At 44.6% G+C, this 23,074-nt stretch carries 25 protein-coding genes, 2 pseudogenes and 1 riboswitch; of the genes and pseudogenes, 24 read left to right on the top strand and 3 right to left on the bottom strand.

Annotation, left to right across the window (positions count from 1 at the left end; translation table 11 throughout):
- Positions 1–49: 49 nt before the first annotated feature.
- The 12 genes and pseudogenes from L0M13_RS08225 (at position 50) to L0M13_RS08280 (ending at position 11,372) form a co-directional block, all read left to right on the top strand.
- The gene (locus L0M13_RS08225) at positions 50–529 is read left to right on the top strand and encodes a DUF456 domain-containing protein (RefSeq protein WP_235199070.1); all 480 of its coding nucleotides are present in this window, start codon (positions 50–52) and stop codon (positions 527–529) included.
- Positions 530–639: 110 nt separating this feature from the next.
- Positions 640–1,248: a superoxide dismutase gene (locus L0M13_RS08230; RefSeq protein WP_235199071.1), complete on the top strand. Its 609-nt coding sequence runs from the start codon at positions 640–642 to the stop codon at positions 1,246–1,248.
- 111 nt (positions 1,249–1,359) lie between these two features.
- A complete protein-coding gene (locus L0M13_RS08235; protein WP_235199072.1) occupies positions 1,360–3,552 on the top strand; it encodes a peptidoglycan D,D-transpeptidase FtsI family protein in 2,193 nt (730 codons plus the stop codon).
- Positions 3,553–3,741: 189 nt separating this feature from the next.
- Entirely contained in the window at positions 3,742–4,716 is a 975-nt protein-coding gene (locus L0M13_RS08240; protein WP_235199073.1) for a PstS family phosphate ABC transporter substrate-binding protein, read from the top strand.
- A gap of 70 nt (positions 4,717–4,786) precedes the next feature.
- On the top strand, positions 4,787–5,713 hold the full coding sequence (pstC, locus tag L0M13_RS08245; protein ID WP_235199074.1) for a phosphate ABC transporter permease subunit PstC: 927 nt from the start codon (positions 4,787–4,789) through the stop codon (positions 5,711–5,713).
- A gap of 1 nt (position 5,714) precedes the next feature.
- Positions 5,715–6,592 (top strand): annotated as a pseudogene (pstA, locus tag L0M13_RS08250) (phosphate ABC transporter permease PstA).
- A gap of 28 nt (positions 6,593–6,620) precedes the next feature.
- On the top strand, positions 6,621–7,439 hold the full coding sequence (gene pstB, locus L0M13_RS08255) for a phosphate ABC transporter ATP-binding protein PstB (protein WP_235199075.1): 819 nt from the start codon (positions 6,621–6,623) through the stop codon (positions 7,437–7,439).
- Positions 7,440–7,455: 16 nt separating this feature from the next.
- Positions 7,456–8,115 carry a phosphate signaling complex protein PhoU gene (phoU, locus tag L0M13_RS08260; protein ID WP_235199076.1) on the top strand — a complete coding sequence of 220 codons (660 nt, stop codon included), beginning with the start codon at positions 7,456–7,458 and terminating at the stop codon, positions 8,113–8,115.
- A 162-nt stretch (positions 8,116–8,277) separates the two neighbouring features.
- Positions 8,278–8,427 (top strand): 50S ribosomal protein L33, encoded by a 150-nt coding sequence (rpmG, locus tag L0M13_RS08265; RefSeq protein ID WP_036809376.1) that lies wholly within the window; start codon positions 8,278–8,280, stop codon positions 8,425–8,427.
- Positions 8,428–8,491: 64 nt separating this feature from the next.
- On the top strand, positions 8,492–9,067 hold the full coding sequence (locus L0M13_RS08270; protein ID WP_235199077.1) for a 5-formyltetrahydrofolate cyclo-ligase: 576 nt from the start codon (positions 8,492–8,494) through the stop codon (positions 9,065–9,067).
- A complete protein-coding gene (locus L0M13_RS08275) occupies positions 9,064–9,255 on the top strand; it encodes a YqgQ family protein (protein ID WP_052651762.1) in 192 nt (63 codons plus the stop codon). Before L0M13_RS08270 ends, L0M13_RS08275 begins: the two co-directional genes overlap by 4 nt.
- A 164-nt stretch (positions 9,256–9,419) precedes the next feature.
- Complete coding sequence (locus L0M13_RS08280; protein WP_235199078.1) at positions 9,420–11,372, top strand: LTA synthase family protein; 1,953 nt, start codon at positions 9,420–9,422, stop codon at positions 11,370–11,372.
- Between the two features lie 85 nt (positions 11,373–11,457).
- Here L0M13_RS08280 and L0M13_RS08285 read toward each other — a convergent pair whose 3' ends face one another.
- Positions 11,458–11,637 (bottom strand): DUF2759 domain-containing protein, encoded by a 180-nt coding sequence (locus tag L0M13_RS08285; RefSeq protein WP_052651760.1) that lies wholly within the window; start codon positions 11,635–11,637, stop codon positions 11,458–11,460.
- Between the two features lie 143 nt (positions 11,638–11,780).
- Here L0M13_RS08285 and L0M13_RS08290 point away from each other — a divergent pair, with 143 nt between their 5' ends.
- Complete coding sequence (locus L0M13_RS08290) at positions 11,781–12,413, top strand: MBL fold metallo-hydrolase (protein ID WP_235199079.1); 633 nt, start codon at positions 11,781–11,783, stop codon at positions 12,411–12,413.
- A gap of 66 nt (positions 12,414–12,479) precedes the next feature.
- Here the strand turns inward: L0M13_RS08290 and L0M13_RS08295 are convergent, their stop codons facing one another.
- The gene (locus L0M13_RS08295) at positions 12,480–12,722 is read right to left on the bottom strand and encodes a DUF2626 domain-containing protein (RefSeq protein WP_052651758.1); all 243 of its coding nucleotides are present in this window, start codon (positions 12,720–12,722) and stop codon (positions 12,480–12,482) included.
- A gap of 379 nt (positions 12,723–13,101) precedes the next feature.
- Here L0M13_RS08295 and L0M13_RS18325 point away from each other — a divergent pair, with 379 nt between their 5' ends.
- From L0M13_RS18325 to gcvPB, 11 genes and pseudogenes are all read left to right on the top strand, one after another.
- Entirely contained in the window at positions 13,102–13,677 is a 576-nt protein-coding gene (locus L0M13_RS18325) for an ATPase, T2SS/T4P/T4SS family (RefSeq protein ID WP_260107755.1), read from the top strand.
- Positions 13,658–14,146 (top strand): GspE family protein, encoded by a 489-nt coding sequence (locus L0M13_RS18330; protein ID WP_260107756.1) that lies wholly within the window; start codon positions 13,658–13,660, stop codon positions 14,144–14,146. The genes L0M13_RS18325 and L0M13_RS18330 overlap by 20 nt, the downstream gene beginning before the upstream one ends.
- On the top strand, positions 14,100–15,143 hold the full coding sequence (comGB, locus tag L0M13_RS08305; protein WP_235199080.1) for a competence type IV pilus assembly protein ComGB: 1,044 nt from the start codon (positions 14,100–14,102) through the stop codon (positions 15,141–15,143). Before L0M13_RS18330 ends, comGB begins: the two co-directional genes overlap by 47 nt.
- An 11-nt stretch (positions 15,144–15,154) precedes the next feature.
- Positions 15,155–15,478 (top strand): competence type IV pilus major pilin ComGC, encoded by a 324-nt coding sequence (gene comGC / locus L0M13_RS08310; protein WP_235199081.1) that lies wholly within the window; start codon positions 15,155–15,157, stop codon positions 15,476–15,478.
- Positions 15,478–15,909 (top strand): competence type IV pilus minor pilin ComGD, encoded by a 432-nt coding sequence (comGD, locus tag L0M13_RS08315; RefSeq protein WP_260107769.1) that lies wholly within the window; start codon positions 15,478–15,480, stop codon positions 15,907–15,909. Before comGC ends, comGD begins: the two co-directional genes overlap by 1 nt.
- Positions 15,910–15,934: 25 nt before the next feature.
- The gene (locus L0M13_RS08320; RefSeq protein ID WP_235199083.1) at positions 15,935–16,195 is read left to right on the top strand and encodes a hypothetical protein; all 261 of its coding nucleotides are present in this window, start codon (positions 15,935–15,937) and stop codon (positions 16,193–16,195) included.
- Entirely contained in the window at positions 16,183–16,626 is a 444-nt protein-coding gene (gene comGF / locus L0M13_RS08325) for a competence type IV pilus minor pilin ComGF (RefSeq protein ID WP_235199084.1), read from the top strand. The genes L0M13_RS08320 and comGF overlap by 13 nt, the downstream gene beginning before the upstream one ends.
- Positions 16,627–16,826: 200 nt before the next feature.
- The gene (locus L0M13_RS08330; protein WP_235199085.1) at positions 16,827–17,339 is read left to right on the top strand and encodes a shikimate kinase; all 513 of its coding nucleotides are present in this window, start codon (positions 16,827–16,829) and stop codon (positions 17,337–17,339) included.
- Between the two features lie 141 nt (positions 17,340–17,480).
- Positions 17,481–17,573, top strand: a riboswitch (glycine riboswitch).
- Between the two features lie 188 nt (positions 17,574–17,761).
- On the top strand, positions 17,762–18,871 hold the full coding sequence (gene gcvT / locus L0M13_RS08335; protein WP_235199086.1) for a glycine cleavage system aminomethyltransferase GcvT: 1,110 nt from the start codon (positions 17,762–17,764) through the stop codon (positions 18,869–18,871).
- Between the two features lie 27 nt (positions 18,872–18,898).
- Positions 18,899–20,266 carry an aminomethyl-transferring glycine dehydrogenase subunit GcvPA gene (gene gcvPA / locus L0M13_RS08340; protein WP_235199087.1) on the top strand — a complete coding sequence of 456 codons (1,368 nt, stop codon included), beginning with the start codon at positions 18,899–18,901 and terminating at the stop codon, positions 20,264–20,266.
- Positions 20,259–21,721: pseudogene (gcvPB, locus tag L0M13_RS08345) on the top strand (aminomethyl-transferring glycine dehydrogenase subunit GcvPB). Before gcvPA ends, gcvPB begins: the two are co-directional and overlap by 8 nt.
- A gap of 58 nt (positions 21,722–21,779) precedes the next feature.
- Here the strand turns inward: gcvPB and L0M13_RS08350 are convergent.
- Positions 21,780–23,051 carry an AAA family ATPase gene (locus L0M13_RS08350; RefSeq protein ID WP_235199088.1) on the bottom strand — a complete coding sequence of 424 codons (1,272 nt, stop codon included), beginning with the start codon at positions 23,049–23,051 and terminating at the stop codon, positions 21,780–21,782.
- Positions 23,052–23,074: the final 23 nt, after the last annotated feature.

A 23,074-nucleotide genomic window follows, 5' to 3' on the forward strand; every position in this document is an offset into this window, starting at 1 on the left:
AAAATGTAGGGCACGATGAAAAGGAGTTTTTTACTAGGAGGATGAAGAAATGGAAATTTTCGCTTGGATTGTCATTTTGCTGTTTTTTGCTGTTGGATTCATCGGCTTGATTTATCCGATTATTCCAGCGGTCCTATTTATCTTCGGCGGATTTGTCGTTTATGGGCTGTTCTTCGAGTTCAGCGATTTGCCTTGGTGGTTCTGGCTGATTGAAAGCTTGTTTGTTATTTTGCTGTTCGGAGCGGATGCGCTGGCCAATGCTTTCGGCGTAAAAAAATTCGGCGGTTCGAAAGCGGGTTTATGGGGCAGCACAATCGGGTTGATCATTGGCCCATTCGTCATCCCGATTGCCGGTATTTTAATCGGGCCGTTCCTTGGGGCGATTCTTGCAGAATTGATTTTCAATAAATCGACGATCAAGCAATCGGTAAAGTCCGGCATCGGTTCTGTCGTCGGGTTCATCACGTCGGTCTTCACTAAAGGGATCATCCAAATAATCATGGTCGTCCTGTTCTTTATCGTAATTTGATTCAGTCAAAAGACTGATTAAATGAATTGTCTGGGCATTTTAATTGTATCGCTCGAAAAACTTTGATACGCTAAGAAAGTAGAACAATAGACTCAAGGAGGAATTTAATCATGGCTTATGAATTACCAGAATTACCTTACGCGTATGACGCACTTGAACCACACATCGACAAAGAAACGATGAACATTCACCACACGAAGCACCATAACACTTATGTAACAAACGTAAATGCGGCTTTAGAAGGCCACGAAGACCTTGCTTCAAAATCAGTGGAAGAACTAATCTCTGACTTGAACGCAGTTCCTGAAGATATCCGTACAGCAGTGCGCAACAATGGCGGCGGACACGCTAACCACTCATTGTTCTGGCAATTGCTTACGCCAAATGGCACTGGCGCTCCATCAGGTGCTCTTGCTGAAGCAATCGATGCTAAATTCGGCAGCTTTGACGAGTTCAAAACTAAATTCGAAAACGCTGGTAAAACACGCTTCGGTTCAGGCTGGGCTTGGCTAGCAGTTTCAAACGGTGAGTTGGAAGTAACTTCAACTCCTAACCAGGACTCTCCATTAATGGAAGGCAAAACGCCGATCCTTGGAGTAGACGTTTGGGAACATGCTTACTACTTGAAATACCAGAACAAACGCCCTGATTACTTGGCGGCATTCTGGAACGTAGTAAACTGGGATGAAGTTTCAAAACGCTACGAAGCAGCAAAATAATTCAAATCCAACGCAACTTTACACACACTTTTTCGTCAGAAAAAGTGTGTGTTTTTTTATGTAAAATGCTATACTAGCAATTGCCTATTTTGGTGAAAGGAGTGCACAAAAATGAATACCCCTCAGAAAAGGCGTGTATCGCTCGCGAAAGCGAAACTGAAGTCGCATACCGTCTTTCGGATGAATATCCTCTTTTTCTCCATTTTCTTGCTGTTTTCTGTATTGATTCTTCGGCTAGGCTATTTGCAGATCGTTAAAGGCGAAGATTTCACGCGCGCTTTGGCCCGGACAGAAGAAGTTCCGGTCAACACCAGCGTGCCGCGGGGACGTATTTTTGATAGCGAAGGCCGCGTGCAAGTTGATAATAATCCTGTCAACGCCATTACATACACGGCCATGCAGACGACCAAAAGAGAAGAAATGATGCGAGTTGCAGAAAAACTGGCATCTTTGATTGAAAAAGACCCAAAAAAAGTGACGCTGCGCGATAAACAGGATTTCTACATTTCATTGAATACCGAAAAAGCGACAGCAAAAGTCACAGATGAAGAACGCCTTGAGATCAACAATAAAGACATTCAGGAAAAAGAAAAGCAGCGTGAAATCGACACGTTGATCCGCGAAAGAATAACAGATGAAGAGCTGGCGAGCCTGACAGACCAGCAACTCGAAGTATTGGCGATTTATCGCGAAATGACATCTGGCTATGCGCTTTCTCCCCAAATCATTAAAAACGAAGGCGTAACCGATGAAGAGTTTGCCCGGGTATCTGAACGTTTGACCGATCCGGATTTAAAAGGAGTCAACACGATCACGGACTGGAAACGGGTAAAAACATCGGATTTGACCATTTTAGGGAATACGACGACGCCTGAACAAGGGCTGCCAGCAGATAAAATCGATTATTACTTGGCACGCGATTATTCACGCAATGACCGCGTCGGCATCAGTTTCCTGGAAGCGGAATATGAAGAAGTGCTGCAAGGCCAGAAATCCATCGTGAAAAACGTGACGGATGGCCGGGGGCGTGTTGTTGAGACGGTGACTGTCGATGAAGGGGAGCCAGGGAAAGATGTGGTTCTTACCATCGATTCAGAAATTCAAAATGCAATGGAAGATATTGTCGAAAAGAAACTATTGGAGCTGAAAGCTGGCCCCAATTCCCAATTGGTGAAAGATGCTTATTTAGTCATGATGGATCCGCGGACCGGGGAAATCATTTCGCTAGTGGGCAAACAATTGGACCGGGATGAAGACGGCAAACGGATCGTCCGCGATTACTCATTCGGAACCATCACGGCAGCTTATCCGACAGGTTCGGTCGTCAAAGGGGCGACAGTACTTGCGGGTTACAGCAATGATGCCATTGCCATGGGCCAAACGATGATCGATGAGCCGATGCTGCTTCCTGGCGGCTTGATGAAAGCTTCCCTTTTCAACAGAACGATCGGCAACAGAGTAGCGGTCAATGACCAGACTGCACTGGAACGTTCGTCCAACGTTTATATGTTCAAAATTGCATTGGCAATTTCCGGGAATGCCTATGAACGCTATAGAGGATTCAGCGTAGCGCAAGAAGATTGGGATACGATGCGCAATTCCTTTGCGGAATTCGGTCTGGGTGTACGCACAGGCATCGATTTGCCGAACGAAGGAAAAGGTGTTACCGGCCGTTTCATCCGGACAGAGCCCGGTACATTCCTTGACTTTGCCATAGGACAATATGATACGTATACGCCGCTCCAATTGCTTCAATATGTATCAACAATCGCCAATGACGGCTACCGCATGCAGCCGCATGTTGTCAAAGAAATCCGCCAGCCTTCAAGCGACGGCAAAACTTTAGGTGCGGTCGAAACGGTGGTTGAACCCAAAATCTTGAATCGCATCAACAATAGCCAGGCTGAAATCGACCGGGTGAAACAAGGCATGCGCATGGTTTACACAGGCAGCAACGGGACTGCCCGCAAATACTTTAACGACCTTAAATATTCTGCTGCCGGCAAGACAGGTACAGCAGAGATCAATTATTACGACGACAAAGAGAGCCCTTTCTATACAAAAGCTTCGGTCAATACGACGCATGTCGGGTTTGCACCTTATGAGAATCCTGAAGTCGCCTATGCGGTGGTAATTCCTTATATTACGACCGATCCGCGCAACGTTCCGCCAGCGAGCAATGAGATTGCGCGTGCCGCTCTGGATAAATACTACGAACTGAAAAACAAAGAAGTAAATGAATCACCTTCCGTTATCAAATCACCTGCCACTGATACCGCAGTTGAAGAAGGCGAAGAAAACTGATCAAAAGCGATGGACACAGGCTTTAAGCCCGGGTCTATCGCTTTTTTTACGTCTTCAAACTGTTTATGAACCAAACTACATGGAAATAAACCCGATTTACATTTTCTTAACATTCGCTTTATACTTCCTCAACAATCGGTCTTTATAGTTAAGAATGTAAATAACACAAACCTTAGGAGGAAATGAGAAATGAGAAATTGGAAGTTCGCAATGGCATCGACAATTCTAGGTTCAGCGTTAATTTTAGGGGCATGCGGCGGAGAAGAAGGATCTGCGGATTCGAATTCTGACGTTGAAGAAACAACATCTGACACAGCAGGCGAAGAGTCAGCTGAAGTAGAAGGCGCTGTTTCAGGTGATGGATCTTCGACAGTTGCACCTATCATGGAAGGAATTGTTGAAGAATATGCAGGAGACCAGCCGAAGGTCCAAGTAACAGTTGGGGTTTCCGGTACTGGCGGCGGATTTGAAAAGTTCATCCAAGGTGAAACGGATTTCTCAAATGCATCACGTCCGATTAAAGAAGAAGAAGCGGCAAGCCTGGAAGAAGCAGGCATTGAATACACAGAGTTCCTACTCGCTTACGACGGCTTATCAGTCGTTGTCAGCCAAGACAACGACTGGGTGGAAGATTTGACGGTAGAAGATTTGAAAAAACTGTGGGTCGAAGATGGCTCTACGAAAAAATGGTCGGATATCAATCCTGAATGGCCGGATGACGAAGTGGTCTTCTACGCTCCAGGAACTGATTCAGGGACATTTGATTATTTCAATGAAGTCATTCTAGAAGATGAAGACATTGTCAGCAGTGCGACGCTATCAGAAGATGACAACGTGTTGGTTCAAGGGATCCAAGCTGATCCGAACGCGATCGGATTCTTCGGATTTGCTTATTACATCGCTAACAAAGATACATTGAAAGTAGTGAATATTGGCGGAGTGGAGCCGACGCATGAAACGATCGAATCAGGCGAGTACGAACCATTATCGCGTCCGTTGTTCACCTATGCGAGCAATAAAGCCATTTCAGAAGATCCAGCTGTTTATGATTTCATGGAGTACGCATTAGAAAATGCAGGTGAAATGGCTGAAGCAGTCGGATATGTATCACTTCCAGAAGAAGAATATGAAAAAGGGCTTGCAGATTTAGAAGCACTTAAATAATACGGGTTAAAGATCGGGTCTTAGGGTGAGCAGCCGCTGCTCGCCTTTTGCGGTTGAAAGGGGATTTCATATGCGTCCATCTGTGCAGGAAATGATCGCGCAGTCGAAAGGCAAGAAAAGTAAAAAGATCATTGAGAAAATCATTCCAATTCTATTATTCCTGATTGCTTCAGTTTCGGTACTGACGACAATCGGCATTGTTTTAACTTTGATTGTAGAAACCTTCACGTTCTTCTCGCGTGTTTCGTTCTTCGATTTCATCACCGGCACCACGTGGCTGCCGTTTTCGAATAAAGAAGCGCAGTACGGCATTTTGCCGTTGATCATCGGTACGCTGAAAATAACGGCGATCGCTGTGAGTGTCGCTGTCCCTATCGGTATCGGGGCTGCCATCTATTTAAGTGAATATGCTAGCGAAACGGTCCGAAGAATCGTTAAGCCGGTACTGGAAATCCTCGCTGGAGTTCCGACGATCGTTTACGGTTTTTTCGCTTTGACATTTGTGACACCTGTCTTGCAAGGGTTATTTCCGGAAATCAAAATCTTCAATGCCATCTCACCAGGGATTGTAGTAGGCATCATGATTATTCCGATGATAGCTTCCTTATCCGAAGACGCGATGTCTTCAGTGCCTAGGCAGATCAGAGACGGGGCTCTTGCAATGGGTTCGACGAAATTTGAAGTGGCCATAAAGGTCATTTTGCCAGCCGCTTTATCCGGGATTGTCGCATCCGTGGTGCTTGCCGTCTCCCGTGCAATCGGTGAAACGATGATCGTGTCACTGGCGGCAGGATCTACACCAAGGTTTGACGGGGATTTCACAGGTTCCATCCAGACCATGACTTCGTATATCGTCCAAGTTTCAAAAGGCGATGCAGGATATGGCACGACGATTTATTACTCCATCTATGCCGTCGGTTTTACCTTATTCATCTTTACGATGCTTATGAATATCCTTGCCACTTATGTTTCAAAACGTTTCAAGGAGGAGTATTGAGATGAGATATGTAGACCACGACTTAGTAGTGAAGCGGATGGGCAGCAGAAAAATCGTCAATTTTCTGTTCAAGGGCCTTTTCATGCTCGCAACAACCATTGCATTGCTCGCATTGGCAATTTTGCTTTATCGCATCATTACCCAAGGAGCGGAAATCTCTCGTGGGAATTTCTGAACAACTTCGCTTCCCGGTTCCCGGAAAAAGCGGGGATCAAAGCGGCTTTGATCGGCTCACTTTGGCTAATGGCTGTAGTGGCTCCGACTTCCATCATTTTAGGTGTTGGTTCAGCCATCTATTTAGAGGAATATGCGAAGAAAAACCGGATGACTTCCTTTATCCGCACCAATATCTCAAACTTGGCGGGGGTCCCGTCAGTCGTGTTCGGCTTGCTTGGGTTAACCATTTTTGTCCGAGCCCTATCACTTGGAAATAGTGTGTTGGCAGCCGGATTCACCATGAGTCTGCTGATATTGCCGGTCATTATCGTAGCAGCACAAGAAGCGATCCGTGCGGTGCCAAATGAACTCCGGGATGCTTCGCTTGGAATGGGTGCAACTAAATGGCAAACGATTGTGAGGATCATTTTGCCGGCTGCCATTCCGGGAATCTTGACGGGTAGCATTTTGGCTTTATCACGTGCGATCGGGGAAACGGCGCCTTTGATTGTCATCGGGGTGCCGGTGATCATCCAGTTCCTGCCTGCCGGTGTAATGGACACGTTCACCGCATTGCCGATGCAAATCTATGATTGGTCAAGCCGCCCGCAGCAAGAATTCCAAGCAGTCGCGGCAGCTGGAATCATTGTGCTGATGGCCGTACTTTTAACGATGAATTCAATCGCTGCACTTATCCGCAACAAGTTCCAGAAACGCTATTAATACTATTTATGTGAGAGGGGTTTCACAAATGACAACCATCAGTCCGATAAAAATCAAAAAAGAAATTCAGCCGAAAGAGCAGCACGACATAAAAAAATCGGTGTATTTAACGAAGCAATTGAATCTTTGGTACGGCGATAAGCATGCTTTGAAAAACATTGACTTGGATATAAAAGAACATGAAGTCACGGCCATAATCGGGCCTTCAGGATGCGGAAAATCAACATATATCAAGACTTTGAACCGCATGGTGGAATTGGTGCCGACGGTTAAAACGTCTGGAGAAATCCTTTACCGCGAACGGAATATTTTCGATTCAAACTACGCTGTCGAAGAATTGCGCACGAAAGTCGGCATGGTATTCCAGAAACCGAATCCATTTCCGAAATCAATTTATGACAATGTGGCTTATGGACCGCGGATCCATGGCATCAAAAACAAAAAAATCCTTGATGAGATTGTCGAGAAAAGTTTGCGCGGAGCAGCCATTTGGGATGAAGTGAAAGACCGGTTAAATGAAAATGCCTACAGCATTTCAGGGGGGCAGCAGCAGCGGATCTGCATCGCCCGGGCACTTGCGATCGAACCGGATGTCATCCTGATGGATGAACCGACTTCGGCACTGGATCCCATCTCGACATTGAAAATCGAAGAATTGGTCCAGGAATTGAAAAAAGACTACAGCATCATCATCGTTACGCATAATATGCAGCAGGCAGCGCGTATTTCGGATAAGACCGCTTTCTTCTTGAACGGCGAAGTGATCGAATATGATGATACGGATGTCATTTTCTCAAATCCTTCCGATAAACGGACGGAAGATTATATTTCAGGGCGATTCGGATAAAGGAGCGGAACAGAATATGTCAGTACGCGAAAAATTTGATTATGAATTAAATTCTGCGCAAGACCAGCTGATCGGAATCAGCAAAATGGCAGTTGAAGCTTTAAGCAAATCGGTAAAAGCCTTACTGACCCATGATGTGGATGCGGCGCTTGAAGTCATCGAAGATGATGTCGAGATTAATAAATTAGAAGAAGAAATCAACGACCAGGTAATTTTGATGATCGCTAAACAATCGCCGGTGGCAACTGACTTGCGGAGATTAATCGTTACGATCAAAGTAGCAAGTGATATGGAACGCGTCGGCGATTATGCGGTGAATATTGCAAAAGAAACCATCCGGATCGGCAAAGAGGATTTGCTTCCGCAAATTCGCCAAATCGAGCAGATGCACGACTTGGCCGTAGCGATGCTTTATCAAGTAATCGATGCTTTTGTAGAAGAAGATGTCTTGAAGGCAAAAGAGATTGCAGAACTGGACGACCAAGTCGATGAATTATACGGCGATGTCATCCGCAAATTGATGCATGCAGGTGGGGAGCATCCTGAAAAGCTCAGCCAAATCACACAATTGGCATTCGTCAGCCGGTATATGGAACGTTCAGCTGATCATGCCACAAATATCGCAGAACAATTATTTTATCTGGTGAAAGGCCGCCATTACGACTTAAATAGCTAACCGCTTCCCGGCAGCATTCACTGCCGGGAAGTTTCTTGTATTTCCGGAAGAAATAATGAATATTTTCAGTAGACTTTGCCTCTAGATATGCTATAATAGTTAAGTCGTATAGATCAACCGCTTATTAACAAATGATCTTTGAAAGAATTAGGAGGGATACCGATGCGTGTTAACATCACTTTAGCTTGTACAGAATGTAGCGAACGTAACTACAGCACTGTTAAAAATAAGCGCAACAACCCTGAGCGTCTTGAAATGAAAAAATATTGCTCACGTGAAAAGAAAATGACTCTACACCGTGAAACGAAGTAATTCATTGACTGCCAAAACCTACACGGGTTTTGGCTTTTTTCTTTATATAAGGAGATGTTTTGATATGGACAAATCCACCAGCAGAAAAGAAATGCTTGCAAAATTAAAGGCGATGCCTGAAGAAGTACATAGAGAAAAAACAGAAAAAATCATTCAGCGATTGGCTGAAGATCCTATTTTTGTAAATGCAACAACTATCGGAATGACCATTTCGGCTTTTCCGGAAGTCGATACCTCGCAACTGATTCACTATTGCTGGAGCATCGGCAAAAAAGTGGCTGTTCCTAAATGCATTCCGAGTACGAGAGGAATGGATTTTTACATCTTGACGGATTATAGTGAACTGGAAAATGTCTATATGAAATTGCTGGAGCCACGGATTGACAAAAACCGCTACGTTTCACCGAATGAAATCGATTTAATGATTGTACCCGGTGTGGTATTCAGTAAATCCGGGTATCGCATCGGTTTCGGCGGCGGCTATTATGACCGTTATCTTTCTGCCTATAACGGGGACACTGTTTCACTTGTCTTTGAAATCCAAATGGTGGAATCGATGCCTGTAGAAAACCACGACATTCCTGTGCAGCAACTTATTACGGAAAATGAATGGATCGAAACGATGGGGTGGCGAAAATGAAAAATTTATATGATGTGATGCAATTATTGAAGCGATACGGCACGATCATCTACACGGCTGATTTTCAAGCGGATTTGGCATTGATGGAAGATGAGGTGCGGGAGCTTTACCGCATGCAATTCATTACGGCAAAAGAATATACCACCGCTTTGATGATTCTTCGCCAAAAGCGCAGTGAAGGAAAATAGTTCTTAGAAAGAAACAATTTGAGGTTTTATCCGTCTTAATAAGGGTACTCAATATGTTGAGGCTATAATCTGCAAACTTCCAGTTTACATTCTTATGTTAAAGTAGAGGTAGACGGAGGGTTAAGAATGTGTAAATTACCCCTGTGAAAAGGAGGATGCGCGGGATGATGAAAAAAGAGTGGCCCAGACATTCGATCCTGGCTATCGCAATCATCGTTACATGGCTAAAAACCTACATTATCTACAAAACCAGCTTCTCGATTACAATCGACAACGCTTTGCAGGAATTTATCCTTTTTATCAATCCGCTTAGCTGGCTGCTGTTCGTTTACGGCATATCGCTATTCTTTAAAAGCGATAAAGCCAAAAATCGGTACATTCTTGCAATCGCTGTCATTTCGTCTATCGTTTTGTACGCCAATGTTGCCTTTTACCGGTTTTTCAGCGATTTCATTACGCTTCCGGTGTTGTTCCAGAAAGATAATTTCGGGGATTTAGGAGCAAGTGCTGCCGAAAGTGTTTACTGGACAGACATTGCTTATTTTATCGATGTCATCGTAATTTCACTTGCGATCAAGTTCATAAAAATCAAATCGGAATCAACAGCATTCCGCAAAGGGCAGCGAAAAGCCTATTTCATCCTCTCCACTGCAGTGATGTTTTTCAATTTAGGCCTTGCGGAAGCAGAACGGCCACAGTTATTGACACGCAGTTTTGACCGTGAAATGTTAGTGAAAAATATCGGGATGTACAACTACCATATTTACGATATTTATATCCAATCAAAATCACAAGCGCAGCGCGCTCTCGCAGATGGCTCGCAGCTCGTTGAAATCAATAACTATGTAAGTTCAAACCAATCAGAGCCCAATCCGGAAATGTTTGGGCTCACTGAAGGCCGGAATCTTATCGTCGTGACATTGGAGTCGCTGCAATCATTTACGATCAATAATGATATGAACGGAGAGACGATTACTCCTTTCCTGAATGACTTGACAGAAGATGAAGATACTATTTACTTCCCGAATTTCTATCACCAAACAGGGCTTGGAAAAACTTCCGATTCTGAATTCCTGCTTGAAAATTCGCTTTACCCATTAAGCGGCGGAGCCGTATTTTTTACGCATAGCGGAAATTCTTATAATTCAATGGCAGAAAGCCTTGGAAAGAATGGGTATCATACTTCCGTCCAGCACGCGAACACAAAGAGTTTCTGGAACCGCGACATGATGTATGAATCATTGAATATCGATGAATTTCTGGACATCGACAGCTATGAAATCGGGGAAGGTGAAGCGGTAAACTGGGGAATGAAAGACATCCCGTTTATGGAGCAATCCGTAGAGCATATGGCAAAATTGCCTGAGCCGTTTTATACCCGTTTATTGACGCTGACGAACCACCATCCTTTCTATTTGGATGAGGAAGATAAAATGATCGATGAATTCGATTCCAATTCAGGCACCTTGAACCGCTATTTCCAAACAGCCCGTTATTTAGATGAATCGGTAAAAGTATTATTCGATGAATTGAAACAGCAAGGGCTGTATGAAAATTCGGTTATTGTGATGTATGGTGACCATTATGGAATTTCAGAAAACCATAATGCCGCGATGGAGCAGTATCTTGGAAAAGAAATTACACCATTTGAGACGGCGCAGCTGCAGAAAGTGCCTTTCTTTATTCATATCCCGGGCTATGGTGAGGGGCATGTTGATGAAGAAATCGGCGGGCAAGTGGATATCCGCCCAACTATCATGCATTTGATGGGTGTGGAAACGAAGGAAGACATCCAGTTCGGCGGCGATCTATTCTCGGAAGAACATGAAGAGTTTGTTGTGTTCCGCGATGGACGCTTCATCACCAAGGACCACGTTTATGCAGGAAATACTTGCTACGATAGCGAAACCGGCGAAGAAATCGACCAGACAGCTTGTGAACCGTATATCGAGCCTGCGTTTACCGAGCTTGAATATTCCGAGTCGATTATCAACGGAGATCTTTTAAGATTTTACGATGAGGACAATGGCCAAATGATCCTTTCAGAAAAAGAACTGGATAAATTAGAAAAAGAGCAGCAAGAAAATGAGGCCATTGAAGTTGTGCCCCAGCAATAAGAAGAAGCGGTTGCTACTACAGCTCCCGCTTTTATTTTTAAAGCAATAAAAAAAGCTGATGCCAGAAGGCATCAGCTTTTTCGGATTAATGTAGGCTTGGTGGATATCCTTGTGTAATGATCGTCGCGATCGTGAAGCCGCCGAAAATTACAAACGTACCGAAGTTGAAAATTAATCCTAAAAATTGTTTGTTTTTCAAGGTTTGTACAGTGCCTACTGCTGCTAAAATAGCAATCAGCCCAAATATAACCATAAGCAAGTTCATCTATGACACTCCCTTCAACATTAACAGCCAGTGCCGCCGTGTTCTCTTATTATTGTAATGAATAACAGGATGTTTGTCGAGAGATAATATTGTCATTCCGTTGAACACTTGAGATGCTATAATTTGAAAGAGGTGAAATGCACATGTTGAAAATCAATCAAATGGAATTAGGGCCAGTGCAAACGAATTGCTATATCATTTCCAGCGACTTGAATGAGTGCTTGATTTTTGATCCGGGAGAAGAAAGCAAAAGAGTGGTTGAGTTTCTGAAAAAGAAAAAGTTGAAGCCGCTCGCGATCTTATTGACGCATGCCCATTTCGACCATATTGGGGCGATTGACGATTTGCGGGACCAGTTCGACATTCCGGTTTACTTGCATCGCTTGGAAAAAGACTGGCTCGGACGTCCGAATCTCAATGGTTCTGGAAAATACCCTTCCTTGCCGGATTACCGGATGCGGGAAGCAGATAGATTGCTGGATCAGGAAAAGTCGCTTGAAATCGGCAGCTTCAAAATGGAGTTGTTCCACACGCCGGGCCATTCGCCGGGAAGCGTCACTTTTTCTTTTGGAAAAGAAGGATTTGCGATTGTCGGAGATACATTATTTCGGGGAAGCATCGGAAGAACGGATTTAATCGATGGCTCTGAAGTGAAATTGCTTCAATCGATTAAACAATCGTTGCTGACGATGCCTGAGCATATGATCTTGTATCCGGGACATGGACCGGAAACGACGCCGTCAGTAGAAAAGAAGTCGAACCCTTTTTTGCAATAGCAGAGTTGAAAAGAGGAAATTAAAAAAGCGGCCGCAATGGGCCGCTTTTCTTTTTTGATTTCTTGATTAATGTCCAGCTCCGGGAATATGGATGAACGTTGTGTAGTAAGTGAAGCCTACGAAGAATACGGTTAAGTAAGCTCCGAAAATGTACAAGTACATGCGTTCGGAAATGTTTAAGAATCCAAGAAGAACGAAAAATCCAGTATTAGCTACCATTATTAATGATACCTCTACCATATCACCTACGTAAAAAAGAACTGCGAATATCCCAGTCCACCATCCCATTAATTTGAACATCTTATCCATGGGTAATCCCTCCTTTGCCACAACACAATAATCTCCTATTTATTATATAGGAAAGGGAGCGAGTGTGTAAACAGCGAGTTGTTCTTTCTTTGTGACAAACAGGTGTATTGTTGCCAAGCAGATCAAACAACCGGCGTTTTCTCTGGTCGCTATGAAAGTGAGCTTACCTCAAGAAATGATTTATTGCAATTGCCGAGCAAAAAGAAAAGGGAAAACAGCTGAAATCAAATCGGTTAAATGTGTTCAAAAATGAGATTTCCCCTCTATAGAGCGATCAAATATTTATTTTGAGAGAAAGTATTCCCAAAGCAAATTCAGCCGGTTATACTGTGGGGGAATGAAGAGGCGCCCTTTATTCAACTATTAATAGGAGGTGGCTATGCAAGAGATAATCGAACGCAGATGTGCAGATCTGCTGAGCCAGGCAGTGGAATGTGCCACAACTGATATCCATATAAAACCTGAGCAAGATAGTTATTCCATTTCGTTCCGTTCGTTCCAAGCTTTAAAGCAAGTGACCAAAATCCCCCTTGAATTAGGCAATCGCATGATTGCGTATTTTAAATACCTTTCCCTTCTGGATATGAGTGAAAAGCGAAAACCTCAAACAGGCTCATTCCAACTTCCAATTGAAAACCATCCTTATTATTTTAGAATATCAACTTTGCCATCGGTTTTAACAAAAGAAAGCATTGTGATCCGGATTATGGCAGATGATGTAGCAGATTCAATCCATTCGCTTGCCGCATTTCGAGACTCCGCCTTTCTGTTGGAGAAATTATCAGAAGCGCCTCAAGGGCTATTGTTGTTTACGGGTCCAACAGGATGCGGAAAATCAACCACCTTGTATTCGCTCTTAAAGCACTGCGCAGAGCAGTTAAACCGCAATATCATCACGCTGGAAGATCCGGTGGAGCGGAAAAAACCAGTCGATTTTGCAAATCCAAGTCAATGAAAAAGCGGGGCTAAGTTATGCGGCAGGACTGAAAGCAATTTTGCGCCATGATCCCGATATCATCATGATAGGCGAAATCCGTGATGCTGAAACTGCGCAAATCGCGGTTCGTGCGGCTTTGACAGGCCATTTGGTGCTATCGACAATCCATGCCAGGCATTCTGTCGGGTGCCTACATCGCCTTTATGACCTTGGTGTTTCCTATGAAGATATGGCGCAGACCCTGATTGCCATATCAGCGCAGAAAATCATTCCCGTCTTTAGTGAAATGGATCAACTGGAAACGTCGTATCGTGCATTGTATGAAATTTTGCATGGGGAACGGCTGATGGAAGCGGTGGATTCGGCAAAAGAAAAGAAACCGTATAGGCTGCCGGAACATTTGTCGTTTAGCGGACAAATCCGGGAAGGAGTGAGGATCGGTGCGATTGAAGCGAGTCTTGAAGCCGAAACCAATCCCTATTCATGACCGTGAACATTTCCTCAGCCGGCTTTCCGTGTTAATGAAAGAAGGCTATTTGCTGCCGACGGCATTGCAGCTGCTGCTTCCAGTGCATACAAAAAAACTGGAAGAGGCGCTATCTGGCATCACCGCTATTTTAAAAGGTGGAGGTACGGCAGCTGAGATTTTGAAGTTTCTTGGCTTCAAAGACCAAGTGCTGTTTCCGGTGGAAATTGCTGAATTCCATGGCCGCTTGCCTGAGTCGATAGAAAGCATCGCCAAAAGTTTTTCGCGGACGGAACAAGTACAGAAAAAACTAAAGAATATCTTGATTTATCCGGTGTCTTTGCTGCTTTTCACTTCTATGCTGTTTTTGTTTTTTCGGACAAACTATGTGCCCAATTTAACGGAACTCATGGAATCGCTTCAATCCGGTGAAGAAACGTCCGGAGTGCCGACTTATTTACTGAATTTGCCGGATGTTTTCATCGGCCTCTTTGCCTTGTTTGCTTTAGCGGCAACCAGCTTTTGGCTGATCTTAAACAAACAGAAAGTGCCGATCCAAATCCATTGGATCTTGAAGCTTCCTGTGCTGCGAGGCTATATGAGGCTTTACTGGTCCCATCTCTTTGCCCGGGAACTCGGAACCTTATTGCATAGCGGCATCTCATTGCAGCAATCCTTGCAATTGCTTCAAGAACAGACTTACCATTCGATCATCCAGTTTATGGCCAATGCATGCCGTGAAGAAGTCATCAGCGGCCAAAATCTATCGGTTGCGCTTTCCCGCCAGTCTTTTTTTGCGGGCGACATGGCGTCATTCGTCCAGCACGGGGAATTGACTGGACACCTCGGGAAAGAATTGATTTTGTATAGCGAAGTGCTGATGGAGCGGATCGAGAAGAAATCCCAAGCGATGCTGAAAATTATTCAGCCTGCCTTTTTTGTCATCATCGCTTGCTGCATTGTCGGCGCTTATTTAGCGATTTTATTGCCTATGTACAATTTAGTCCATACGATCTGAGGAGGAGAACAATGAAACGATTAAAAAATCAAAAAGGATTCACTTTAATTGAAATGCTGATTGTTATGCTGATCATCACTGTATTAATCGCGATTGCCATACCGAACGTTACAAAACAGACTTCTGCAGTTGAAGATAAAGGCTGCAAAGCTTACGTGCATATGGTCCAAGGCCAAGTCGAGTCTTACCGAATGGATGAGAAAGCGGTGCCGACAATGCCGAACCTTGTGGAAAAAGGCTATTTGAAAGAAAACGAGACAAGCTGTCCGAACGGTGACCCGGTATCGATTTCAACGGCTGGCGTCGTGACGACATCTAAAAAAGGAACGCCATAATCAAAGGCGAACAGGGGTTTACGTTGATTGAAATGTTGTTGGTGCTGCTCGTGCTGATGACTGTTACAGGCATCGCGATTCCAAGTTACCGGGCGTTTGAAACTGAAAGGGACGAACAGCGCTATTTCGAATTGCTTCAGCAGGATATTTACTATGCCCAAAGTGAAAGCTACCGGTCCAAGGCGCCGGTCACGGTCGTCTTCAGGGAAGTCAGCCATTCAAGCGAAGTTGTACAAACTTTCAGAGGGGCGCTTTCAACGAGGAAAATGCCAAAAAGCGTCCAATTAAAAAAATCCAGCAACCTAAAAGAAATTCACTTTACCGGAAACGGTTCGGTTTCCGGGTCCGGCACGTTGAATTTTGAAACGAGTGCTGGAGATAAATCCATAGTCGTCCATTTGGGCAAAGGGAGGGTGGTTTTTTCTGAATGAAAAAGGGGTTTCCTGGGCAGAAACCATGCTCAGCCTGTTCATGTTTTTTATCGTATTTGGAACGCTCTTGCCGACGTTCCAATACACACAGCAAGCCATGCATTTGAAAAAAGAAAAGATGATCGCTTATGAGACGATGCATGAAGGGGCGAAACAACTAGCGAGCGGGACAATGTCGGGCCGAAGAAAAGTGGAAGGCACCGTTTATCGATGGGAGTTCTCAGGGGATTTATGCGTCAGTTATGAAAACTATAAAGAACAACAACAAACCGTATGCTTAAATTAAATCCGTTCAATGAAAACGGCTTTACTTTTCTGGGATCGCTTTTCGAGCTCATCATTCTAATGGCGTTTCTTCCATTAATCGTTATTTTCTTCAGTCTCATGATTGCTTTTGAAAAAGAAACCGATGCCGGCAATGCGGAATGGCATTTGTTTTCTTACGAACTGCAAAGTTATTTAACAAAAGTCGATTCAATCGAAGTCATCAACAATGGCAGCGGAATAAGAGTGATTCAAGATGAAGTGGAATACGATATCGAACTGTACGGGAATTTAATCCGAAAGCAGAAATTCAGGCAAGGGCATGAAGTGATGGCTACTAAATTGGATTCCTGCTCTTTTCAAATTGAAGGCACAATCTTGACGATTTTTGCAGAATTCGCAAATGGCCGTTCGATGGAGGCAGAATATGTTTACACGTATGCTGAAAAATGAAAAAGGGGCATTGTATCCGATTTCGCTTGTGTTTTTTATGTCGGCTTTAATCCTGCTTTCCCACAGTCTCGCCTTATACACGGTCCATTATAAAACATATGACGGATTGGAAAATATGCATAGACATGCTACTATACAACTACTAATGGAAATTCAGAAAAATAAAATACCTGAACAGTAGGGTGGCATTGGGTGGTAGGATGAAAAGAATTTATTTGATCGGATTCATGGGCTGCGGCAAAAGCGCTGTTGGCAGAAGGCTCAGCTTTTTAATGAAACTGCCTTTCTACGACATGGATAAAGAAATTGTACGGCAAACGGGAAAAACGATTCCTGAAATCTTCGACCAATACGGTGAAGAGCATTTTAGGAATCTGGAAACAGAGTTTTTGCGGAACTTCAACCATAACAGGTGCATCATTTCGACGGGCGGCGGTGTGGCTATGAAAGAACGCAATCGAAAAATCATGCGGGAAACCGGACTCGTCTTGTTTTTGGATGCCCCTTTTCGAGAAATTTGGCGGAGGATCCATAAAGATCCCAACCGTCCGATCGTCAGGGATTCCACAAGAGAAGAAATTGAAGCGATGTTCAAATCGCGCTACCGGACATACAAAGCTGCTGCCCATATCACTATCCGCACAGAATTTCGTACCTTGCGGCAAATCACACAGTATGCAGCCTTTCAAGCAAATCGTTTGAAAGGCGAATAATTCGGATGTTTATATACAGAATGTTCGTTTTTGACAACTCAATGGAAAAAAGTTTGCGCTTACGCCAATTCAATGTTAGGATATAGTCAAAGTTGTACTATTCAGTATAACGTTTTGGACCAATCAAATTGATTTGGGCGGATGATTGTACGGGGAGAGAACGCGAAAGCGTCGCCGAAGGAGCAAACGACAAAATGTCGTGAATCTCTCAGGCAAAAAGACTCGTACGGGACGCATCTCTGGAGAATGCTGCATGCAGCTACCAAAGAGGAAAGCCGTAAAGGTAAACTTTCAGGTTCCAGGACAGAGATTTCCCTTATTAAAGGGGAATCTCTGTCCTTTTTTCATGGCGAAATGCTAGTCTGAAGTGAATTTTGACGGACTCGCCATGCAAAGGATCTGACAAATAAGGAGGAAGTTGAATGGCAGAACTTACAAACCAATTACAGCGAACACCACTTTTTGAATCTTATGCAAAGCATGGCGGAAAAACCATCGATTTTGGCGGATGGGAACTGCCGGTACAATTCTCAAGCATTAAAGAGGAACATGAAGCAGTGAGAACAAAGGCCGGACTTTTCGATGTTTCCCATATGGGCGAAATTTTCGTCACAGGCAATGACAGTTTGGCTTATTTGCAGCAGCTCGTTACCAATGATGTTTCCAAAATCCAAAATGGGCAAGCCCAATATACAGCTATGTGCTATGAAGATGGCGGCACAGTCGACGATTTACTGATATACAAAATAGAGGATGCCCATTATTTGTTGGTTGTCAACGCTTCGAATATTGAAAAAGATTTTGAATGGATGCAAAAAACGGTTTTGGGTGACGTGAAATTGGAAAACCATTCAGCTGATTATGGCTTACTTGCTTTGCAAGGCCCGCTCGCAGAGAAAATCCTTCAACGGCTTACGGAAGAAAATTTAGCTGAAATCAAAGCCTTCCGCTTTAAAACGGATGTTTCAATCGATGGACATTCTGTCATTGTGTCACGGACAGGCTACACCGGTGAAGACGGTTTTGAAATCTACGGGAACCCGCAAGCTGTAGTTGCACTTTGGGATGCATTATTGGCTGAAGGTGCAGAAGACGGCCTTGTTCCGTGTGGTCTCGGTGCACGCGATACGCTGCGTTTTGAGGCATGCTTAGCGCTTTACGGACAAGAGCTTTCCGATGATATTACACCTTTGGAAGCCGGATTGAATTTTGTGGTGAAATTGAACAAAGAAGAGTTTATGGGCAAAGAAGCCCTGGCTTCACAAAAAGAAAATGGCATACCAAGGAAATCCGTCGGAATCGAAATGATTGATAAAGGAATTCCGCGCCACGGCTATGCGGTTTACTTACATGATGAAAAAATCGGCGAAGTCACAACCGGTACGCAATCGCCGAGCTTGAAGAAAAATATTGGTTTAGCCCTGATTTCCAAAGAACATGCGGAGCTTGGAGCAGAAATTGAAATCGAAATCCGCAACAAGCGCCTGAAAGCGAAAATTGTCGAAACGCCATTTTACAAACGCTCAAAATAATTCAATTTGAAAAGGGGTCAGCACTCAATGAAACATCGCTATTTACCAATGACGTCTCAAGACGAAAAAGAAATGCTGGAAGCTATCGGAATCGAATCAATCGATGAATTGTTTGCAGATATTCCTGAGAAAGTCCGCTTTAAAGGCGAATACAATATCAAACCGGCTAAATCCGAGTCTTCTTTGACGAAGGAATTGGCTGCTCTCGCTGCTAAGAACGCGGATTCCAACCGCTTTGCTTCTTTCCTCGGAGCCGGTGTATATGATCACTATAAACCGATCATCGTTGACCACGTCATTTCACGTTCTGAATTTTATACGGCTTACACACCATATCAGCCTGAAATTTCCCAAGGTGAGTTGCAGGCGATTTTCGAGTTCCAGACAATGATCAGCGAATTGACAGGCATGGATATTGCCAACTCTTCCATGTATGACGGCGGAACGGCCTTAGCGGAAGCGGGAATGCTTGCAGCTGGCCATACACGCCGCAAGAAAATTCTCGTCTCACGTGCTGTCCATCCGGAATCCCGTGATGTTGTCCGCACCTATGCGCTTGGACAATCCATCGAAGTAGAAGAAATTCCGTTGAAAGACGGCCATACTGATTTGGAAGCTTTGAAAAACATGATCGACGATAATGTCGCAGTGGTGATGATCCAGTATCCGAACTTCTTCGGCCAAGTTGAAAACTTGAAAGAATTGGAGCCGGTCATCCACGAGGCAGGAGCGCTATTTGCAGTATCGGCAAATCCGCTTTCACTCGGCGCTTTAACGGCTCCTGGGAAATTAGGTGCTGATATTACAGTCGGCGACGCACAGCCTTTTGGAATCGCTGAAGCATTCGGCGGCCCACATTGCGGTTATTTCGCAGTGACCAAAAAATTGATGCGTAAAGTACCTGGCCGTTTAGTCGGTGAAACGGTCGATGAAGATGGTCGCCGCGGATTTGTGTTGACTTTGCAAGCGCGCGAGCAGCACATCCGCCGCGATAAAGCGACGTCGAATATCTGTTCAAACCAAGCCTTGAATGCACTCGCCGCTTCTGTTGCGATGACAGCTCTTGGAAAAGTCGGAACAAAAGAAATGGCAGTCCAAAACATTACGAAAACACATTATATGAAACAGCAACTTAAAGGAGCCGGTTTCGAAATTCCATTTAGCGGCGCTCATTTCAATGAAGTCGTTGTTAAAGTCAATGCACCGATCAAAGAATTGAATGCGGGCTTATTAGCAAAAGGAATTATTGGCGGATACGATCTTGGCCGCAGCTACGATGAATTGGATGGCCATATGCTCGTATGTGTTACGGAACAGCGGACAAAAGAAGAAATCGATGCATTTGTGCAGGAATTGACTGCGAAAGTGCAAGAAGTGGGGGCTACTCATGCATAAGGACAATCAACCGCTCATTTTTGAAATGACAAAAGAAGGCCGCATCGGCTATAGCCTGCCGGACTTAGACGTGCCGGAAATCGATCTTGACGAGCTATTTCCGGAAGAATTAGTGCGCGATGAAGCAGCGGATCTTCCCGAAGTTTCCGAACTGGATATCATGCGCCATTACACTGCATTATCTAAACGCAATCATGGTGTGGACTCTGGATTCTATCCGCTTGGCTCATGCACCATGAAATACAACCCGAAAATCAATGAATCGGTTGCGCGGTTCCCTGGGTTCGCAAATATCCACCCATTGCAAGAGGAATCGACAGTCCAAGGTGCATTGGAGTTATTGTTTGATCTTCAGGAACACTTAAAAGAAATTACCGGAATGGATGAAGTGACGCTTCAGCCTGCTGCAGGTGCACACGGCGAATGGACAGGCTTGATGATGATCCGGGCATATCATGAGTCAAGAGGCGATATGAAACGTACGAAAGTCATTGTTCCCGATTCAGCACACGGGACAAACCCCGCTTCTGCAACCGTTGCCGGATTTGAAACCGTTACGGTGAAATCGAATGAACACGGACTCGTTGATTTGGAAGACCTGAAACGCGTAGTCGGTGAAGATACGGCTGCATTGATGTTGACCAACCCGAACACGCTTGGTTTATTTGAAGAGCAGATTCTCGAAATGGCTGCCATCATCCATGAAGTCGGCGGAAATTGTATTATGACGGCGCTAACTTGAACGCGGTTATGTCTAAAGCACGTCCAGGAGACATGGGCTTTGACGTTGTCCATTTAAACTTGCACAAGACCTTCACTGGCCCTCACGGCGGCGGTGGCCCGGGATCGGGTCCTGTCGGCGTGAAGAAAGACTTGATTCCGTATTTGCCAAAACCTGTGCTTGTTAAAACGGATCAAGGCTTGACGTTCGACTATAACCGTCCGGAATCCATCGGACGCGTGAAGCCGTTCTATGGCAACTTCGGCATCAACGTCCGGGCATATACGTATATCCGTTCAATGGGACCAGACGGCTTAAAAGCTGTAACGGAATATGCGGTCTTGAATGCCAACTACATGATGCGGAAATTGCAGCCGCATTTCGACTTGCCGTATGATCGCCATTGCAAACACGAATTCGTGTTGAGCGGCCGCCGCCAGAAGAAACTGGGCGTCCGTACATTGGATATGGCAAAACGCTTGCTTGATTTCGGCTACCATCCGCCAACGATCTACTTCCCGTTGAATGTGGAAGAAGGCATGATGATCGAACCGACTGAAACAGAATCCAAAGAAACCTTGGATGCTTTTATCGACGCGATGATCCAAATCGCGAAAGAAGTGGAAGAAAATCCGGAAATCGTCCAAGATGCACCGCATACGACAGTCATCAAACGTTTGGATGAAACACAAGCAGCCCGCAAGCCGGTGCTCCGCTACACTAAACCAGAATAGAATAAAAACAAAATGCAAAAAAAGCCCGATGGAATTTTTCCATCGGGCTTTTCACTGTTTAAAAACCGATTGTGGTATCTTGTTCAACCCAATCGTTCTGCTGGGTGCGCTTGTTTTGCTTTTGCAATTCTCGGATGCTGTTTTCATAGTTGGAATCGCCTTCGTAATGCCAGTTCAGCGCTGAAGACATATACAATTCATTCATCTGCGAAATGGAAAGCCCTTTGCTCAGTTCAGCCATATGCTCCAGCTGGGAATCGGTGAAAATCGATTTGACATCGAGTTTTTCCAAGTAGGATTTTCGCAATTCTTTATTTGGCGACGGAATTTCATACGCCCTGTCAAAGCGCCCTGCGCGGTTGATCAAGGCAGGATCGATTTTTTCCGGATAATTGGTCGTCCCGATGATAAACAAGCCCTCGCGTGATTGTGTGCCGTCTAAGGTGTTCAGGAAGACCGATCGGGTGAACTCCGGCATGGAATCGATATCTTCAATGACCAAGATGGCGGGGGCTAAGCCGGATACAATGCCGAAAACTTCCTGAATCGTGTAGCTGTTCGTGTATTCTGTGATTTGCCAGTAGATGACGGGTGCATTGGTCGAGCCTGTAATGGACTTGACCAGCGTCGTTTTGCCGTTCCCAGGGGCGCCGTACAACAATATGCCGCGTTTATAAGGAACGCCGTACTCTTTGAAGAATTGGCCGCCGTCTTTGAAAAATTCATCGATGGAGCGGAAAATATCCGTTTTCACTTTTTGTTCCAGCATAACGTCTTCGCGGGAAACGATCGCCATCTCTCCATAATTCCGGCGTTTCACGCCTTCTTCCGTATCGACAAGGAAAGTGATATTGTTCATCAGGGCTTGGCGCACCATTTCGTTGGCGTGTTCAAGAAATGAAAAGGCATCTTCTACGGACTTGGCAAAGCATTGAAATTCGGGCCAGCTGTTTTCAGAAGAGGTGAAAAAAGGTATCTGCGCAAGAGCGACATCATAGCCAGGAAAATAAATTAAGCGGTTTTCAAAAGTCTCCTGGATTTTAATATGGCCTTTATCATTTGCATCGGACACATTAGTGATTTTGCCGAGAGGTTTGGCTTCATATATATAAGAGAGCGTATCGTAAGGCAGATCGCCATTTTCCATCATGTCGAGTAGGTGCGTGCTAAGCTGGATAACGGGCTCTGAGATATCGATCTGCTTCCATTGTCCATTCGAACGATCGTTTAGTATAGAAAAGATCTTTTCTGAAACAATGGAAAAAGCGGCGTAATAAGGCAGAACTTCCTGAACTTCAATCGTATTCGGAAATAGGATGGGTATTTTCATCTGTAGCCTCCTGTAGTTAAATG

The sequence above is a fragment of the Planococcus sp. 107-1 genome (assembly GCF_021513255.1).
GTDB lineage: Bacteria > Bacillota > Bacilli > Bacillales_A > Planococcaceae > Planococcus.

Excerpts from the sequence above, each read along its gene's own strand:
- pstB (WP_235199075.1), top strand. The coding sequence starts at position 6,621 with ATGACAACCATCAGTCCGATAAAAATCAAAAAAGAAATTCAGCCGAAA.
- L0M13_RS08290 (WP_235199079.1), top strand. The coding sequence starts at position 11,781 with ATGTTGAAAATCAATCAAATGGAATTAGGGCCAGTGCAAACGAATTGC.
- comGC (WP_235199081.1), top strand. The coding sequence starts at position 15,155 with ATGAAACGATTAAAAAATCAAAAAGGATTCACTTTAATTGAAATGCTG.
- L0M13_RS08330 (WP_235199085.1), top strand. The coding sequence starts at position 16,827 with ATGAAAAGAATTTATTTGATCGGATTCATGGGCTGCGGCAAAAGCGCT.
- L0M13_RS08235 (WP_235199072.1), top strand. The coding sequence starts at position 1,360 with ATGAATACCCCTCAGAAAAGGCGTGTATCGCTCGCGAAAGCGAAACTG.
- L0M13_RS08350 (WP_235199088.1), bottom strand. The coding sequence starts at position 23,051 with ATGAAAATACCCATCCTATTTCCGAATACGATTGAAGTTCAGGAAGTT.
- L0M13_RS08240 (WP_235199073.1), top strand. The coding sequence starts at position 3,742 with ATGAGAAATTGGAAGTTCGCAATGGCATCGACAATTCTAGGTTCAGCG.
- L0M13_RS08275 (WP_052651762.1), top strand. The coding sequence starts at position 9,064 with ATGAAAAATTTATATGATGTGATGCAATTATTGAAGCGATACGGCACG.
- gcvT (WP_235199086.1), top strand. The coding sequence starts at position 17,762 with ATGGCAGAACTTACAAACCAATTACAGCGAACACCACTTTTTGAATCT.
- L0M13_RS18325 (WP_260107755.1), top strand. The coding sequence starts at position 13,102 with ATGCAAGAGATAATCGAACGCAGATGTGCAGATCTGCTGAGCCAGGCA.
- L0M13_RS08230 (WP_235199071.1), top strand. The coding sequence starts at position 640 with ATGGCTTATGAATTACCAGAATTACCTTACGCGTATGACGCACTTGAA.
- L0M13_RS08295 (WP_052651758.1), bottom strand. The coding sequence starts at position 12,722 with ATGGATAAGATGTTCAAATTAATGGGATGGTGGACTGGGATATTCGCA.
- L0M13_RS08320 (WP_235199083.1), top strand. The coding sequence starts at position 15,935 with ATGCTCAGCCTGTTCATGTTTTTTATCGTATTTGGAACGCTCTTGCCG.
- L0M13_RS08225 (WP_235199070.1), top strand. The coding sequence starts at position 50 with ATGGAAATTTTCGCTTGGATTGTCATTTTGCTGTTTTTTGCTGTTGGA.
- L0M13_RS08280 (WP_235199078.1), top strand. The coding sequence starts at position 9,420 with ATGATGAAAAAAGAGTGGCCCAGACATTCGATCCTGGCTATCGCAATC.
- rpmG (WP_036809376.1), top strand. The coding sequence starts at position 8,278 with ATGCGTGTTAACATCACTTTAGCTTGTACAGAATGTAGCGAACGTAAC.
- comGF (WP_235199084.1), top strand. The coding sequence starts at position 16,183 with ATGCTTAAATTAAATCCGTTCAATGAAAACGGCTTTACTTTTCTGGGA.
- pstC (WP_235199074.1), top strand. The coding sequence starts at position 4,787 with ATGCGTCCATCTGTGCAGGAAATGATCGCGCAGTCGAAAGGCAAGAAA.
- gcvPA (WP_235199087.1), top strand. The coding sequence starts at position 18,899 with ATGAAACATCGCTATTTACCAATGACGTCTCAAGACGAAAAAGAAATG.
- L0M13_RS08285 (WP_052651760.1), bottom strand. The coding sequence starts at position 11,637 with ATGAACTTGCTTATGGTTATATTTGGGCTGATTGCTATTTTAGCAGCA.
- L0M13_RS08270 (WP_235199077.1), top strand. The coding sequence starts at position 8,492 with ATGGACAAATCCACCAGCAGAAAAGAAATGCTTGCAAAATTAAAGGCG.
- phoU (WP_235199076.1), top strand. The coding sequence starts at position 7,456 with ATGTCAGTACGCGAAAAATTTGATTATGAATTAAATTCTGCGCAAGAC.